Source organism: Hirschia baltica ATCC 49814, from assembly GCF_000023785.1.
Lineage (GTDB): Bacteria > Pseudomonadota > Alphaproteobacteria > Caulobacterales > Hyphomonadaceae > Hirschia > Hirschia baltica.
Genome location: NC_012982.1, coordinates 1254902 through 1269737 on the forward strand (window position 1 = coordinate 1254902; position 14836 = coordinate 1269737).

At 45.9% G+C, this 14836-nt stretch carries 15 protein-coding genes; 9 read left to right on the forward strand and 6 right to left on the reverse strand.

Annotated features, from left to right (window positions below; translation table 11 throughout):
* Window positions 1–61 precede the first annotated feature (61 nt).
* The 4 genes from HBAL_RS05925 (at window position 62) to dxs (ending at window position 3915) form a co-directional block, all read left to right on the forward strand.
* Window positions 62–712: a histidine phosphatase family protein gene (locus tag HBAL_RS05925; protein WP_015827027.1), complete on the forward strand. Its 651-nt coding sequence runs from the start codon at window positions 62–64 to the stop codon at window positions 710–712.
* A gap of 77 nt (window positions 713–789) precedes the next feature.
* The gene (locus HBAL_RS05930) at window positions 790–1047 is read left to right on the forward strand and encodes an exodeoxyribonuclease VII small subunit (protein WP_015827028.1); all 258 of its coding nucleotides are present in this window, start codon (window positions 790–792) and stop codon (window positions 1045–1047) included.
* Window positions 1044–1955, forward strand: a complete 912-nt coding sequence (locus tag HBAL_RS05935) for a polyprenyl synthetase family protein (RefSeq protein WP_015827029.1) — start codon at window positions 1044–1046, stop codon at window positions 1953–1955. Before HBAL_RS05930 ends, HBAL_RS05935 begins: the two co-directional genes overlap by 4 nt.
* Before the next feature lie 31 nt (window positions 1956–1986).
* The gene (gene dxs, locus HBAL_RS05940) at window positions 1987–3915 is read left to right on the forward strand and encodes a 1-deoxy-D-xylulose-5-phosphate synthase (protein ID WP_015827030.1); all 1929 of its coding nucleotides are present in this window, start codon (window positions 1987–1989) and stop codon (window positions 3913–3915) included.
* A 22-nt stretch (window positions 3916–3937) separates the two neighbouring features.
* Here dxs and HBAL_RS05945 read toward each other — a convergent pair whose 3' ends face one another.
* A complete protein-coding gene (locus HBAL_RS05945; RefSeq protein ID WP_015827031.1) occupies window positions 3938–4435 on the reverse strand; it encodes a GNAT family N-acetyltransferase in 498 nt (165 codons plus the stop codon).
* Window positions 4436–4499: 64 nt separating this feature from the next.
* Between HBAL_RS05945 and HBAL_RS05950 the strand changes: the two genes are divergently transcribed.
* The gene (locus HBAL_RS05950; protein ID WP_015827032.1) at window positions 4500–5159 is read left to right on the forward strand and encodes a DUF938 domain-containing protein; all 660 of its coding nucleotides are present in this window, start codon (window positions 4500–4502) and stop codon (window positions 5157–5159) included.
* 25 nt (window positions 5160–5184) lie between these two features.
* A complete protein-coding gene (locus HBAL_RS05955) occupies window positions 5185–5955 on the forward strand; it encodes a TlyA family RNA methyltransferase (RefSeq protein ID WP_015827033.1) in 771 nt (256 codons plus the stop codon).
* A gap of 535 nt (window positions 5956–6490) precedes the next feature.
* Here the strand turns inward: HBAL_RS05955 and HBAL_RS05960 are convergent.
* Together HBAL_RS05960 and aroC are read right to left on the reverse strand one after the other, a co-directional pair.
* Window positions 6491–7003: a hypothetical protein gene (locus tag HBAL_RS05960; protein WP_015827034.1), complete on the reverse strand. Its 513-nt coding sequence runs from the start codon at window positions 7001–7003 to the stop codon at window positions 6491–6493.
* Between the two features lies 1 nt (window position 7004).
* A complete protein-coding gene (gene aroC / locus HBAL_RS05965) occupies window positions 7005–8099 on the reverse strand; it encodes a chorismate synthase (RefSeq protein WP_015827035.1) in 1095 nt (364 codons plus the stop codon).
* Between the two features lie 522 nt (window positions 8100–8621).
* Here aroC and pdxH point away from each other — a divergent pair.
* Window positions 8622–9323: a pyridoxamine 5'-phosphate oxidase gene (pdxH, locus tag HBAL_RS05970; protein ID WP_015827037.1), complete on the forward strand. Its 702-nt coding sequence runs from the start codon at window positions 8622–8624 to the stop codon at window positions 9321–9323.
* Window positions 9324–9333: 10 nt separating this feature from the next.
* Here pdxH and HBAL_RS05975 read toward each other — a convergent pair whose 3' ends face one another.
* Both HBAL_RS05975 and HBAL_RS05980 read right to left on the reverse strand, forming a co-directional pair.
* Window positions 9334–10110 (reverse strand): alpha/beta fold hydrolase, encoded by a 777-nt coding sequence (locus HBAL_RS05975; RefSeq protein WP_149037373.1) that lies wholly within the window; start codon window positions 10108–10110, stop codon window positions 9334–9336.
* 4 nt (window positions 10111–10114) lie between these two features.
* Window positions 10115–11065: a glycerophosphodiester phosphodiesterase family protein gene (locus HBAL_RS05980; protein WP_015827039.1), complete on the reverse strand. Its 951-nt coding sequence runs from the start codon at window positions 11063–11065 to the stop codon at window positions 10115–10117.
* A 113-nt stretch (window positions 11066–11178) separates the two neighbouring features.
* Here HBAL_RS05980 and HBAL_RS05985 point away from each other — a divergent pair, with 113 nt between their 5' ends.
* Together HBAL_RS05985 and HBAL_RS05990 are read left to right on the forward strand one after the other, a co-directional pair.
* On the forward strand, window positions 11179–12822 hold the full coding sequence (locus HBAL_RS05985) for a fatty-acid--CoA ligase (protein ID WP_015827040.1): 1644 nt from the start codon (window positions 11179–11181) through the stop codon (window positions 12820–12822).
* Window positions 12823–12883: 61 nt separating this feature from the next.
* On the forward strand, window positions 12884–13810 hold the full coding sequence (locus tag HBAL_RS05990; protein ID WP_015827041.1) for a DUF1499 domain-containing protein: 927 nt from the start codon (window positions 12884–12886) through the stop codon (window positions 13808–13810).
* Window positions 13811–13899: 89 nt separating this feature from the next.
* On the opposite strand, the gene HBAL_RS05995 is transcribed toward HBAL_RS05990, so the two are convergent.
* On the reverse strand, window positions 13900–14808 hold the full coding sequence (locus HBAL_RS05995; RefSeq protein ID WP_015827042.1) for an MBL fold metallo-hydrolase: 909 nt from the start codon (window positions 14806–14808) through the stop codon (window positions 13900–13902).
* Between the last annotated feature and the right edge of the window lie 28 nt (window positions 14809–14836).

A 14836-nucleotide genomic window follows, 5' to 3' on the forward strand; every position in this document is an offset into this window, starting at 1 on the left:
TTTGGGATGTCTGCACTTTCCGGTTGGTGGTGTAAGATAATAATAAAGGGTTGTTTAATCAGTGCCGCAGCAGCCAGACAATCATATTTCTGCATCCAAACTTGCTGGCTCTATGGGTGATTCATCAAACAAATTTGGCCGCATTATTATTGCACGCCATGGTAAGCCCGCCAAAGATCGTGAATTAGGTCCTCGGCTGACGGCTCGTCAATATCTGGATTGGTGGGCCTCCTATGAACAAGCTTCCTTGAAAGATGATGGGCAAGGGCCTTCAAAGCAATTGCTGGAAGCGACAAAGAATGCACCTTTCATAAATACAAGCATTCGACCAAGAGCGATTGAAACAGCGCAGGCAATCGCATTGGGGCGAGAAGTGCGGCAAGATTCTATTTTTATCGAAGCACCTTTACCCCCACCTGATTGGTCGGATTTTTGGAAGTTTCTTCCAAAAAGATGGAATGTGATTTCGCGTGTATCTTGGTGCTTTGGACATTCTGGTGGTCAGGAGAGCCAAGTAGAGGCACGTAAACGCGCAAAAGACGCCGTAGAGAAGCTGATAAATCAGGCTGCATCTGGCGAGGATACTGTGCTTGCTGCGCATGGTTGGTTTAATCGAATGATGCGACCTGAGTTAAAAAGACGCGGGTGGAAATGCACCCATGACGGCGGCGATAGCTATTGGTCCTTCCGAATTTATGAAAAACATAGCTAATTAAACGGTTTCAACGCTTGTTTGAAGGCGTTGAGAATCGTATGGTTCGTCACTCTTATAAAAACCGGAGGATCAACATGGCCGCTGCATCGTCGAACAAGGACATTCCAAAAATGAACTTCGAAGACGCTCTGGCAGAGTTAGAGCGCATTGTTCAGCAATTGGAAAGTGGTGACGTCGCATTGGAAGACTCCATTCTCATATATGAGCGTGGGGAAGCGTTGAAATCTCATTGTGAAAAGAAACTCCAAGCCGCCGAAACGAAGGTTGAAAAGATCATTGTTGGATCTGATGGAATGTCTGCGACTGGTGTCGAAGCAAGCGATATTTCATGACTGAGCAATTGGATGCAATTGCCAGTTTTGAACAGAGCCTCGCTGAATGCGCTGATAAAGTTACAGTTGTACTCGACAAGTTCATACCGTCTGCAATAGGCCCAGAAGCCCAGCTAATGCGTGCGATGCGTCATGGGGCATTGGCGGGTGGTAAGCGACTTCGTCCTTTTATAACCATAGAAGTTGGACGTTTGTTTGATGCGCCGGAAAAGTCTCTCTTGCGGGCTGCGAGTGCGCTTGAATGTGTGCATGCATATTCATTGGTTCATGATGATTTACCCTGCATGGATGATGATGATTTGCGGCGGGGACTTCCAACTGTACACAAGGCTTTCGATGAAGCGACGGCTGTGTTAGCGGGAGATGCTTTGCAGGCTTTGGCTTTTGAAATATTGGCCAATACCGAAACGCATGGTGATGCGGGCGTGCGGTGTAAATTGATTGAGGTGTTAGCTTTGTCCTCTGGTGCACGCGGTATGGTCGGCGGTCAGATGATTGATATGGCTCCATCTTTTGATGATAAGGATGCATTAAACATTCTTGCACGTATGCAACGTATGAAAACAGGTGCGTTGATATCATGCGCCGCAGAATTTGGTGCTATTATTGGCGGTGCAAACGAGCACGAACACCAGGCACTTGCAGGGTTTACGACTGATTTGGGGCTGGCATACCAGATTAAAGATGATTTATTGGATGTGCAGGGGGATGAGGCTGTTCTAGGTAAAGCTGTTTCTAAAGACAAAGATGCTGGGAAACAGAATTTCGTCTCACTTTTGGGAGAAGAAAGTGCGATTTCGCGTATAGAAATGTTAGCAGATCAAGCAAAGCAACACTTGTCAGTATTTGGTGGTCGCGCCACTACTTTGACACAAACCGTGGATTTTGTGCTAGATCGTCGCCACTAAAAGCGAAAACTTGTATAGTCTGAATAATACAATGAATAAAAAAACACCATTACTAGACACTATTTCGTCTCCAGCTGATCTCAAGACAAAGTCGATTGAGGAATTGGTTGAAGTTGCCGACGAGCTTCGTCGGGAGACGATAGATGTCGTGTCGACCACGGGTGGGCATTTAGGCTCTGCTCTGGGAGTGGTGGAGTTGACTGTCGCTATCCATAAAGTTTTTGATACACCCGATGACAAGCTGGTGTGGGATGTTGGCCATCAATGTTATCCGCACAAGATACTGACGGAACGACGTGCTGAAATTCGTACACTGCGTCAGGGCGGCGGATTATCTGGTTTCACAAAACGCTCTGAAAGTGAATACGATCCATTTGGTGCTGCACATGCAGGAACATCTATCTCGGCGGGTGCCGGATTTGCCACAGCGCGTGACCTGAAAGATGAAGACCGCAATGTTGTGTGTGTGATTGGCGATGGCTCTATGACGGCTGGTATGGCGTATGAGGCCATGAACCATATGGGCGGTATGCACAAGCGCATGATCGTGATTCTAAATGATAATGACATGTCTATTGCGCCACCGGTCGGAGCGTTGAGTCATTATTTATCTAAGACAGTGTCTTCCAAAGGATATCGTCAATTCCGCAAAGCCGGAAAGATGATGGCGAAAACGGTTGGTTTGGAAAAACCCGCTAAGAAAGCCGAGCATTATGCACGAGACTTCGCGCTTGGCGGGGCGATGTTTGATGCGCTTGGTTTTTATTATGTTGGTCCTATTGATGGACATGATTTAGATACGCTTATTCCGGTGCTGGAAAATGTGCGCGACATGAAAAACGGACCGGTTCTGGTTCATGTCGTGACGGAAAAGGGCAAGGGCTTTGAGCCTGCTGAAAAATCCGCTGATAAATATCATGGTGTTTCTAAATTCAACGTGATCACGGGTGAACAGGCCAAATCCAAGCCGAATGCGCCAAGCTATACAAATGTTTTTGCGCAAGAGCTGATTCGTTTAGCTAAAGATGATGAACGCATTGTTGGAATTACTGCGGCTATGCCATCTGGTACGGGCATGGATAAATTTGGGGATGCTTTCCCTGAGCGCATGTTTGATGTCGGCATTGCAGAACAGCACGGTGTGACGTTTGCTGCGGCGATGGCTGCTGATGGAATGAAGCCATTCTGTGCGATTTATTCAACATTCCTGCAACGCGCCTATGACAGTGTTGTGCATGATGTGGCGATTCAAAAACTACCCGTAAGATTTGCGATTGACCGTGCTGGCCTTGTTGGGGCGGACGGCGCGACCCATGCTGGTTCTTTTGATATCGGCTATCTTGGGGCATTGCCTGACTTTGTCTTGATGGCGGCATCTGATGAAGCTGAATTGCAGCGCATGGTCGCAACGGCACACGCTATTGATGATTGTCCAAGTGCATTTCGTTTCCCGCGTGGTGAAGGTATTGGTATCGACCTTTGGGAACGTGCTGAGCCATTGGAAATTGGTAAGGGGCGTATCGTTAAAGAGGGTACGACCATCGCTATCCTAGCACTTGGTGCGCGCTTACAAGAGGCTTTGCACGCGGCTGATATGCTTGAAGCGCAAGGGTTTTCAACAACAGTTGCAGATGCGCGTTTTGCAAAACCATTGGATACCGATCTGATTGAGCGCTTAGCTAAAGAGCATGAAGTGCTGATCACAGTGGAAGAAGGCGCGCGCGGTGGTTTTGGGTCGTTTGTGCTTGAGCATTTAGCAAAAGTGGGGGCGCTGGATAATGGTTTGCGTATCCGTCCAATGACGTTGCCGGATGTGTTCCAAGATCAAAACAAGCCTGAGCTAATGTATGAAGATGCGGGGCTTTCTGCCAAAGCCATTGCGACACAAGCGATTGCTGCTTTGGGACGCGGAGATGTGGCCAAGCTTAAGCTGATTGTAGGCGGTGTTGTGCTGTCATAGAGGCTGGAGATAGTTTCAGTCTTTAGCGGATATCTTTGACCATGAATTGCAAATCTCGGTGTTCGCCCCATTTGGTGGCGACACCGCGTAAAATGCCTTGTGTTTGAAAGCCGAATTTTTCGTGCAGCTTGATAGAGATAGGGTTGCCCGCATCTATTGCACCGACCATTTTTTCAAGACGCGTATCGGCGATGCCGCGATTGATTAATTCTGTCATTAAAGCATTACCCACGCCTTTACCTTGTGCGCTATCGGCAACATAAACGGAATGCTCAACTGTGATGTCATAACCGGGCTTGCCGCGAAACACACCATAACCAGCATAGCCTAAAACATCGTTTTTAGAATCAACGGCAACGATGCAGGCATATCCATTTGCTTGAAGCTTATTTATCCATGCGCGGCGGTCATTGAGAGTGTCTTCGCGTTCAGTCCAAACCGCAAAGGATTCACGGACTGCATGATTATATATTTCCAGAATACCATTTAAATGCGGTTCTGCTGCGTTTACAATAATCATGAGTGTGCGTGTATCCAAATATCGAACTGATTTGTGTTCTAGTAGATAACCAAGGGATTTTGTCTTGCAATCAGAAAATAAGCCCGAGCCCTTTAAAATAAATCCGTCGGAAGATGGACGTCAGTTTTCTCCATCCATTGAACGCAATCGTGATGTGATTAAATCTGTATTCTTGCAAGAAATCCCAGCTAATGCACGTGTTCTTGAAATTGCGTCAGGCACTGGTCAGCATGCGGCGCATATTTTGAAAGATGCGCCAGATATGCGTTGGATTGCGAGTGATTTAGAAGAACAAGCGCAAATCAGTATTCGAGCTTGGGCACAACATGCAGGCGTTGAGGCGCAATATGAAGAAGTTAAAGTGATTAATGCTGCCAATAAGGATTGGGGCATTGATGGCAAAATTGATGCGATCTTGTCTTGCAATATGCTTCACATTTCACCTTGGGAAGTTTCCCTAGGCATGTTTGCTGGAGCAAAGAAATATCTTAATGGTGGCGGCAGACTGTTTTTGTACGGACCATTTAAGCGCAATGGTCAGCAAATATCTGAGTCTAATACTGCGTTTGATGTAAATCTAAGAGATAGAAACAGTCATTGGGGTATTCGTGATCTGGAAGGCGAGGTAATATCAGCGGCTAAACTGGCAGACCTGCATTTGGTCAATGTGCATGATATGCCTGCCAATAATTTTAGCGTGGTGTTTGAACATGCGCGTGTTTAACCGCTACTTAGAAAGCATATAAGAAATGTCAGATGATACCTCTCCCGATGGTCTGCAACGCCTAGACCTCGCATTGGTGACGCGCGGCCTTATGGATACGCGCGCTCAGGGGCAAGCAGCCATTAAAGCAGGAAAAGTGACTATAGATGGCGATGTCTGCAAGAAAGCATCGACAAAGGTTTCAGCTGAGCAAGTTATTACAGCAGAAAAAGCGCATCCTTATGTCTCTCGTGGCGGGATGAAGCTGGCACATGCGCTTGATGTTTTTAAAGTCGATATGACGGATAAAATCGTTCTTGATATCGGTGCCTCAACGGGCGGGTTTACTGATGTTGCATTGCGTACTGGAGCAAGAAAAGTTTACGCGGTAGATGTGGGGCGCGATCAGCTGCACCCAAGCTTGAAAGCAGATCCGCGTGTGATTTCGTATGAAGCCACGGATGCACGTAAACTCGATAAGAATTTGATCGATACACCACCAGATATCATTGTGTGTGATGCGAGCTTTATTAGCCTATCGAAATTGTTGAAACCGGTTTTGAGATTGGGGTCTGAAAAGGCTGATTTGATTACTTTATTCAAACCTCAGTTTGAGGTTGGAAAAGAAAATGTTGGCAAGGGCGGAATTGTTTCCAATCAGGGCGCTGTCGCAAAGGCACGAACGCAATTTGACAGATGGTTAGATGAACTAGATTGGCAGATAGAAAAGTCGTGTACGAGTCCGATTAAGGGCGGTGATGGCAATCGAGAATATTTGATCCATGCCAAACGTATTAAGCAGGGTTGGACGCCCTAATTTAAAGTTGTTTAGAGTTTGAGATTTTATGGCACCGGAGTGCCGCTTCAACTTGCATTGTAACGACACTCCGGGCCTATAAGCCCTGGGTTGGGGGGACGGGCTTATAGCTTGTGGGTTAGAAAATTCTAACAAATTTATTTCGGTATTCTAGCTTACGTATGGAGAGAAATGCAATGTCATCATGCTTTTCTCATACGAAATTAAGTTGTTTTTCAATGAGTTATTGATCACATATTTTGCAATTTTAAATATATAAAACATCTAAAATTCAATTTAAAGAAGCCGTTTGCTATTTTTCAGGGTTTATTATGTTCATTTCAACTAAATGATGTTTTGAGCAAGTATCGTCAAGTATCGAATATATGGACAATATAATAAAACGAAACTTTGGTCCTTCTTTTATTATATCCAGCAGATTAAACGGCAGTAACATAATAAAAGAAGGTGCTTTCACGTCGTCCCCAAAGTTCCAGCAGTCAATGATTTGTCATTATTGAGATGAATGGAAAATGAAGGAATAGCTATTTATAGTTTATTTTTGGATTGGTTTTAAAAACCATGCAAATGCATTTGCAACGTCAATTTGGCTATCAACCAACCATCCTGCTTCTATATGCAAAGTTTGCTTATCTATTTCTTTTGTTAGAGGTTTCTGCCAATTGGGGCGATCCATATGTTTAAGTGGCTGAGCGGCAGTGGAAAGCGGTAAATTCAAAATAATCCTGAGACCACAATTTTCAGATGGCGTTTGGTTTTTTTTTCGTTTTTCGACAAGTTCAACTTGTTTGAAAGCTGACCAAGGAATGCGGCCGATACCGTCAATATCTGCGCCTTGCGCCGTGAGCTTTAAAACTGGTTTATTAGAATCTAGGAAAGGCCAATGCCAGACTGCAAATGATGTGAAAATGGCAGATGAAAGCGTGAAAACGAGTCTATCAAGATAAATACCTATTAGCCCTAATATTGCACCAAGTATCAGTGGTACGACAATATAAGGCAATGTGAGGCTTGATTTATAGGTTGTCGAGAAGACGCGGTCTTTCATATTATACGCCGCCCATTTGTCCTCGGTGACGTAATTTATGATCTGCCAGAACACACGCCATCATGGCTTCTGCTACAGGCACACCCCGAATGGCGACACACGGGTCGTGGCGGCCTATGGTGCGAATGTCGACTTCATTGCCGTGCTTATCTATTGATTTGCGTTCAGTCAGAATTGAAGAGGTTGGTTTGAGTGCGATACGCACAACAATGTCTTGTCCTGTGGAGATACCGCCCAACACACCGCCATTATTATTGGATAGGAATTCAGGACCATTTTCGCCAATGCGCATTTGGTCGGCGTTTTCCTCACCTGTTAAGGCAGCAGATTCAAAACCAGCGCCGATTTCAACGCCTTTAACTGCGTTAATTGTCATCATGGCCATGGCAAGATCGGAATCAAGTTTTGAATAAATCGGTGCGCCCCAACCAGCAGGAACACCAGAGGCGACGATTTCTATGACGGCACCAACAGATGAACCGGCTTTGCGAATGCTTTCCAGATAATCTGTCCATTCAGCTGCTGTGTTTGCATCGGGGCACCAAAGTGGGTTTTTGGTGGTTTCGTTCCAATCCCATTTGCTGCGGTCTAGCTTTTTGTTGCCGATTTGTACGAGTGCGCCGCGAATTGTAATGTCAGCGCCTAACACTTTGCGGGCAATTCCAGCAGCTGCGACACGGGCGGCTGTTTCGCGCGCAGAAGAGCGCCCACCACCGCGATAATCGCGCACACCATATTTGGCATCATAGGCATAGTCTGCGTGGCCGGGACGGTATTTGTCGCGAATGTCACCATAATCTTTGGAGCGTTGATCGGTGTTTTCGATCATCAATGAAATCGGTGTGCCGGTTGTGACCTGACCATTCGTGCGGTCATCTTCGAACACGCCTGAAAGGATCTTGACGGCATCAGCTTCTTTACGCTGGGTGACAAGCTTGCTTGTGCCCGGTTTGCGAAGGTCTAACCAGTGCTGAATTTCTTCGGCTGAAATGGGGATACCCGCTGGGCAGCCATCAACCACACACCCAAGGGCAGGACCGTGACTTTCACCCCAAGTGGTGACGCGAAAAAGATGACCAAAAGTATTATGTGACATGAGGTTCTTTCAAGCGCAAAATGACTGATTTGGGTAGTCTTTTAGTTGATTTTTTTAATTCCGAGTGCAGCGAAAGTGTCGCTTGGAATAATTTTGTGTCTTTTCCTACAAAAAAACCGCCATTTCTGGCGGTTTTAAAGATAATCTATCTAAGGGGTAAAATAGATTATGCTGCTTTTTTAAGAGCTTTTTTGGCTTTTTTAAGTTTCACTTCTTGCTTCGCAATTGTTTTCTTGCGTGTTTTGATTTCAGCTTTGATCGCTTTAACTTTTTTGTTAGCCATGTGTCGGCTCCTTGTTTTTGTTTTGCAGACATTTTATGTAGCGCATTAGATAATGTATTAGCATAAAATATACGTTGCATTACTATGTATATACATATTTGGTAGTGTCAAGGATATCTGCTCTGAAAATACAGTGGAGTGTGCAGAGCTATGAATTGAATTCCCGATAACCTAAAACGCCACACTGTCATTCTTGAAAAACAGCATTATAATTAAGCGTAATAGTTCAAGAGGCACAAATGACAGACAAGACAAAGCTCATCCCTGATAGTCCTGATTATCAGGACGAAGAATATGCTGAGGTTTACGCGAAAGCGAAAGCTGCGGGAAAGCCTTTGGATGATGATGCGCATTGGTTTGCGAAGGATGAGCCATTTGAGATGTTTGCTAAATGGCTAAGTGAGGCCAAGGCTAAGGAAATCAACGATCCTAATGCGATGTCTCTAGCGACCGTTGATGAAGATGGTATGCCGGATGTGCGTATGGTGCTTCTCAAGGATTTTGATGAGAATGGGTTTGTTTTCTATACAAACACAACAAGCGCTAAGGGTAGGCAGATAGACGCCAATATGAAAGCCGCTATCTGTTTTCATTGGAAGTCACTGCGCCGTCAGGTACGTGTGCGCGGGAATGTGACGCGAGTCAGTGATGCTGAAGCGGATGCGTATTTCCAATCACGTCACAAAGACAGCCAGATTGGCGCATGGGCTTCAAATCAGTCATCTCGCATGGATGGGCGGTTTGAGCTTGAAAAAAACATCGCGAAATACGGTGCGAAATACGCGCTTGGCAAAACACCACGTCCACCGCATTGGACGGGCTATAGGATTGCACCTGAGCACATTGAATTTTGGCGTGACCGTCCATTCCGCTTGCATGACAGGCTTGTGTTTGAACGTTCTTCAAATGGTGGATGGTCAACAGGGCGTCTCTATCCTTAGAGCTGTTCAATCAATTCTGTTCAATCAATTCTGCGGGCAATTGGTTTTGGGAAATCTGAGCGCGGATGGCGTCTGCAAAGAGGCTAGGACATTTGCCTGACCAACCATATCCATATTTGGGCACGATAGCGCTGCGGTAATTGGAAAATTCGCTCTTGTATTTTGGCAGTGCATCCAAGGTAAAGGAGCGCTCAGTTTCTCCTGCGAGAAGCAAGATCCGGCTGGATACCTCTTGCAGGTTTGGAGGGAGTTTCAGATTCGCAATTTCAGCAGATGATTGCTTGATCGCTTTTTTATCTACTTTCCGAACTTCTTGGAGATAGCGTCTGGTTTTTTCACCAGCCATGCCAAATTTATGCGCGACAAATTTTTGAGCCATCGGAATTTTGCGGAATTTCAATATACCGCGCAGCAAGAGGTGGTATATTTCGGCGTTGGGAAGTGGGTCGTGGATAATGCAGCTTAGCGTGGCGGAGCTGATATCTTTGGGTCTATCTGACAGCAATTGCAGCGCCACATGTCCACCCAACGACAAGCCTACAATGTGGACATCCATGCCTTCAAGCTCATTGTCGATAATCTCACCAACTTGGCGCGCCGTATCTTCGATGGATACCCATTCTTCTTTGGCGCTTAATCCGTGGCCGGGGAGGGTGATAGCGAGACAGAAATAATCTGGCAGGTGGCCGATAATGTTTTCCCACATCCAGCCGCTAAAGCCACCGCCATGCAAAAAAACAATTGCAGTTTTTGAGCGCTTTGTACCGGTTCCAGAATAGTGCAACATAATATTAGAATTCACATTTCTCGATGGCGATGTCATCCACAGTCAAATGCTTGCTAACACGGTCAGAATAGTCCGTCGCAATCATTGTAACACCATTGACAACAAGTTCATCATATTCTGATCCATCGCGATCAGCCCAAAAAGTATCATCGAAGCGATCTCCGCGACGCCCTAATGTACCAAATGCAACTTCAACGCCCATTGCTTTTATGTCGGACCATAATCCGGGGTTTAGCGTGTTTGTGCCTGTCCATGCGATAAGGTTTTCACGTCTGACACCGCGTGCTTCTAATGTTTCAATATCGGATGGATCGGAGACAGAAGCTGTCATCATCATATCAGGAGCAAGGCGCGCAACTTCAGCTGCCTGATCATATGTATATGTAATGAGAATCACATTGTTTTGCGCATTGGCTTTACGCACTTCAGAAATAATTGTTTCAAATTTACTGGAGCGCTTTTTATCAAGTTCAATGATAGCGCCTGTTTCCTTGGCCCATTTTAAAGTGTCAGCCAATGAGGGGATAGTGAAATTGGTTATTTCGCCATTCGCTTTCAGGCGAACGTTTTTTAGTGTTGCCCAATCTATTTCGCGGCCAACTCCTTCGCGTTCTGTCGTGCGATCAAGGCTTGTGTCATGCATTAAGAATAGAACGCCGTCTTTGGATTCGGCGACATCTATTTCAAAAATACGTGTGCCATTCTCATAAGATAATTGAAGCGTCTCGAGTGCGTTTTCTGGATATCCACGACGAGGGCCACCGCGATGTGCGGCAGGAAGGGCACCGTTTTCTCTGACACAATCCATCTTTGCCTGAAGGCTCACGGGATTGTGATCTGGTGCGGTCTGATTGGTATCTAGTGCCTTGTTAGTCGACGAGGAATTCTCTGCCTCAGGGGAACAAGCCGACACAAAAAGGGCGCAAGCTGCGAAGGTTAGGGTAACGGGACGCATTTATTTGCCTTTTATTGTGTGAGTTGACGCTACGTCGCGACTTTTTTTCGTTGTATTTATGTCGTTTAATACAAAAAACATAAAAATAAAACTCTATTGGGAGAGGATTTATAATGCAGCAACTACCATTTGGATTAATGCAAGATTGGCCAATGACTATTGATAAGGTCATCAATCATGCGCTCGCGGTATATCCGTATCAGGAAATCGTAACGCGTTCTGTCGCTGGCCCTATTGTTCGCAAAACATATGCTGATATCCACGCAGATTCGCGACGTTGTTCAGAGGCATTGCTGGCGAATGGATTGGAGCCTGGCGATATTGTCGCCACGCTCGCATGGAATAGCGATCTACACATGGAAACATGGTATGGTGCTATGGGGATTGGTATGGTTTTACATACTTTAAACCCGCGTCTTTTCCCTGAGCAAATAGCATGGATTGCTAATCACGCAGAAGACAAAGCTATATTCTTTGACACAACTTTTATGCCGATTATTGAAGCAATCGCACCTCATTTGCCGAGGGTGAAATTGTTTGTGGTGTATGGTGATGATAGTGTTATTCCAGCTGATACAAAAATCCCAAATTTGAAATCCTATGAGAGCTTTCTGTCAGGATGTCGTGGTGACAGCGTAAAATGGGGGGATTTTGACGAGAGAACAGCTTGTGGCCTTTGTTATACGTCCGGTACGACGGGCAATCCAAAGGGGGTTTTATATTCTCACCGCTCCAACATAATGCAGACTTTAATGTCCATGCAGGCAGGCGCGCTCGGCATTAAAGATAGTGATATTGTATTGCCGGTTGTGCCCATGTTCCATGCGAATGCGTGGGGGCTGACATTCTCTGGTCCTGCAAGTGGGGCTAAGCTGGTTATGCCGGGTGCGCGCATGGATGGGGCAGCTATTTATGAATTGCTGGATTCTGAAAAGGTGACGATTTCTGCCGCTGTTCCAACTGTATGGCAGATGCTGCTCGAATATATGAGAAAAGAAGGTAAGACACTGCCTCACCTTAATTCTGTGGCGATTGGTGGAGCAGCTACGCCAGAAGGATTATTGCGGGCATTTGAAGAAGACTATGACGTAGAAGTCTATCCAGCATGGGGAATGACAGAAACAAGCCCATTGGGAACAGTTTCCAAACTTCCTATGCCGTTGCAAAACCTTAGCGATGAAGAGAAAATGACCCACAAATTGAAGCAGGGACGTCCGCCTTTCGGGGTTGAATTGGATGTTGTTGGTCCAGATGGGAAAAGTTTGCCACGAGATGGTAAAGCGACAGGTCACCTAATGATCAGAGGCCCAGCGGTGGCTGCAGCCTATGTGAAGGGTGAAGGAAGCATACTTGATGATAGAGATTTCTTTGACACAGGTGATGTGGGTAATATCGACCAATATGGTCAGATGCATATTACCGACAGATCGAAAGATGTGATCAAATCAGGTGGAGAATGGATTTCCTCTATAGAGCTTGAAAACATTGCCGTGTCTCATCCAAAAGTTTCTTTGGCGGCTGCTATTGGTGTGCATCACCCTAAATGGGATGAGCGTCCATTATTGATTGTGAAAAAAGCTGAAGGCCAGGACGTCTCCAAAGATGAGGTTCTGGCTTTCTTCGATGGCAAAATAGCCAAATGGTGGTTACCGGACGATGTTGCCTTTGTTGATGACATTCCTTTGGGGGCGACTGGGAAGATCAATAAGCTTGCTCTTCGAGAAACTTTCAAAGACTATAAATTACCGACCGCTTAATGTTCGCTATTGGTGCTTTCTAATGATAGAAAGCACCAAGTGTGGCATGTAGGAGGGCAATATGTCGGAATTGACACCTGAAGAAGTTGAGAAGCTTGAAGCTGAAGCAAATCAATCTGAAAATAAAGACGAGAAACCTGTGGTGTTGGGTTCTTATCCGCCGCCACCACCAAGAGAGCCCATGAGTAAGCTACAATCCATTGCTATGAAAATAGCAATTGGAGGCGCTATTCTGTGTCCGCTTTGGTTTGTCATTGCGGCACTTGGCGTGAAATACGGCCTTTGGTCTATCGGAACGGGGCTTGTGAAAATGTCGTTCCAGATGGGGCCGATTTTATTGATCGCAGTTGCTGTTATTTGTCTAGTTTCACTGATCATTCAATTGCTTAAACCCCCACGTCGCGGTTCTATTTTAGTAGTGATTGCGCTGTTAGTGCCGGTGTTTATGCTGGGACATTTGAAACAGACGGGCGATGATGTAGCTGGTTTGCCGCCCATTCATGATGTTCAAACGGATTGGACGAATCCTATTCAGTTTCCTCAAGCGCTATTGGACGAACGAAAAGCCAATAATTGGAACCCAGTTTTAGATAACCCTGTCGTGCCAGAATCTGCTGCTGGGAGATGGCCAAATGCTGTGGGGAAATATGTAAAAGATTTGCAGGCGGCTGCTTATCAAGATTTCAATCTACGTCCACAATTGTTTGAAGTGAAACCGGAAATCACGATTGAAGCCGTGGTGGAAGTGGCAAATAAAAACAATTGGGATGTTGTGAGTGTGAACCGCGAAGCAGGTGTAATCCACGCGACGTATACGTCTCCATGGTATGGTTTCGTAGACGATATTGTGATCACTGTTGAGAAACAGGGGCAAATTGGGTCACGGGTGAATGCGCGCTCGGTTAGTCGAATTGGATTGTCTGACATGGGGGCAAATGCGACACGTCTGAAGCATTTTGTGGATGATTTGAACTTGATGATGAAATAGCGATTTAAGGCATTTGCCTTATCCCATATGAAAAAAGCCGTTCCAGTTTTGGAGCGGCTTTTTAGTATGCATCGATAGGGTGGTTGAGATCAGGCAGAAATTGTTGTGGATCTGTATTCTGTTTTCAAACCATAATTAGACGAAGATGCAGTCGCGCGGCCTGTTTCAACAAGGTGTATCATGTGCGCTAGAACAGAATGGCACGCCGCAGGGTGTAGCCGCTTATCAACGTCTTTATAGATTGTTTTTACCATCTGAGGAATTTGTGTGTCGCCTGCTTCCAGGCGATCAATTATCGCTGATTCACGTTTGCGGCGGTGAGAAATATACGCATCCACAAACGGGCCAGCTTTTGTTATAGGCGGTCCATGCGTGGGCCAAATCGTTGAATAGCCGCGTGCATGTATTTTTTCTAAGCTGTTGAAATAATCACCCATATTTCCATCGGGTGGGGATATCACAGTTGTTGACCATCCCATGATATGGTCACCCGAAAATAATGCGTTTTCTTCTTTTAAAGCAAAGCAGAAGTGATTGCTTGTGTGACCCGGTGTAGAGACAGCTTCAATCGTCCAGCCATCGCCTGTGAATATCTGGCCATCCGCGATTGTCTGGTGGGGTTGGAAAGAGAGATCATCTCCAGCTTCCATGCGTACATCTGATTCTGTTGGAATGGCTGGGCCGCCTGCAAGGACTTCACAACCTGCCCATTGTGCGAGCGGATGTGCTAGAGGGGAGTGGTCCATGTGCGAGTGGGTGACGAGCACGTATTTGATTTTGCGGCCTGTGAGCGCCTTTTTTAATGCGTCAAAGTGGGTTTCATTGTTAGGGCCAGGGTCGAGAACAACACATTCATCGCCGCCAATGATATAGACACCTGTACCCGTATAGGTGAATGCACCGGGATTGTTTGCAATGACCCGTTGGATTAGCGGGGACACTTGCGTCACTTCTTCATAGTCAAATTCAATGTCGCTTACAAATGGAATGCCGGCCATATGTCCCTGTCCGCTGTCTTAATGTCTG

Excerpts from the sequence above, each read along its gene's own strand:
- HBAL_RS05930 (WP_015827028.1), top strand. The coding sequence starts at position 790 with ATGGCCGCTGCATCGTCGAACAAGGACATTCCAAAAATGAACTTCGAA.
- HBAL_RS05935 (WP_015827029.1), top strand. The coding sequence starts at position 1,044 with ATGACTGAGCAATTGGATGCAATTGCCAGTTTTGAACAGAGCCTCGCT.
- dxs (WP_015827030.1), top strand. The coding sequence starts at position 1,987 with ATGAATAAAAAAACACCATTACTAGACACTATTTCGTCTCCAGCTGAT.
- HBAL_RS05945 (WP_015827031.1), bottom strand. The coding sequence starts at position 4,435 with ATGATTATTGTAAACGCAGCAGAACCGCATTTAAATGGTATTCTGGAA.
- HBAL_RS05955 (WP_015827033.1), top strand. The coding sequence starts at position 5,185 with ATGTCAGATGATACCTCTCCCGATGGTCTGCAACGCCTAGACCTCGCA.
- HBAL_RS05960 (WP_015827034.1), bottom strand. The coding sequence starts at position 7,003 with ATGAAAGACCGCGTCTTCTCGACAACCTATAAATCAAGCCTCACATTG.
- aroC (WP_015827035.1), bottom strand. The coding sequence starts at position 8,099 with ATGTCACATAATACTTTTGGTCATCTTTTTCGCGTCACCACTTGGGGT.
- pdxH (WP_015827037.1), top strand. The coding sequence starts at position 8,622 with ATGACAGACAAGACAAAGCTCATCCCTGATAGTCCTGATTATCAGGAC.
- HBAL_RS05975 (WP_149037373.1), bottom strand. The coding sequence starts at position 10,110 with ATGTTGCACTATTCTGGAACCGGTACAAAGCGCTCAAAAACTGCAATT.
- HBAL_RS05980 (WP_015827039.1), bottom strand. The coding sequence starts at position 11,065 with ATGCGTCCCGTTACCCTAACCTTCGCAGCTTGCGCCCTTTTTGTGTCG.
- HBAL_RS05985 (WP_015827040.1), top strand. The coding sequence starts at position 11,179 with ATGCAGCAACTACCATTTGGATTAATGCAAGATTGGCCAATGACTATT.
- HBAL_RS05990 (WP_015827041.1), top strand. The coding sequence starts at position 12,884 with ATGTCGGAATTGACACCTGAAGAAGTTGAGAAGCTTGAAGCTGAAGCA.
- HBAL_RS05995 (WP_015827042.1), bottom strand. The coding sequence starts at position 14,808 with ATGGCCGGCATTCCATTTGTAAGCGACATTGAATTTGACTATGAAGAA.